The sequence below is a fragment of the Pseudomonas sp. SIMBA_068 genome (assembly GCF_046534705.1).
GTDB lineage: Bacteria > Pseudomonadota > Gammaproteobacteria > Pseudomonadales > Pseudomonadaceae > Aquipseudomonas > Aquipseudomonas putida.
This window is the reverse complement of the sequence record NZ_JAWRYI010000374.1, coordinates 1-278: the sequence shown is the minus strand read 5'-3', so window position 1 is coordinate 278 and position 278 is coordinate 1. Positions and strand designations below refer to the sequence as shown.

At 56.1% G+C, this 278-nt stretch carries 1 protein-coding gene; it reads right to left on the bottom strand.

All coding sequences use genetic code 11. The features are described from left to right. On the bottom strand, positions 1–278 hold a 278-nt coding region (locus SB756_RS29595; RefSeq protein WP_410913124.1), incomplete at both ends, for a hypothetical protein.

Sequence of the window (278 nt, the reverse complement as noted above, 5' to 3'; positions counted from 1 at the left end):
AATCCTTTCAGGACGATAATAAATGAAATGTTCAGCGCGAGGCCAATCGCCAGCACCAGATAAAACGAACCCACCGGCGACATCAGGCCGATCAGCGGGTCAAAGATACCCAAACCAGGTGCCAGACGTTTGATTCCGAAAGCGATCACCAGCACGCCGGTAATGCCGCCCGCCAGCGTATTGGCGGTAATCATCGGCAACGGAGCTGCCAGAGCGTAAGGAATAGCCGGTTCGGTTGCGACTGTGGCACCGACCACAATGGCACTACTGGCAGCCTC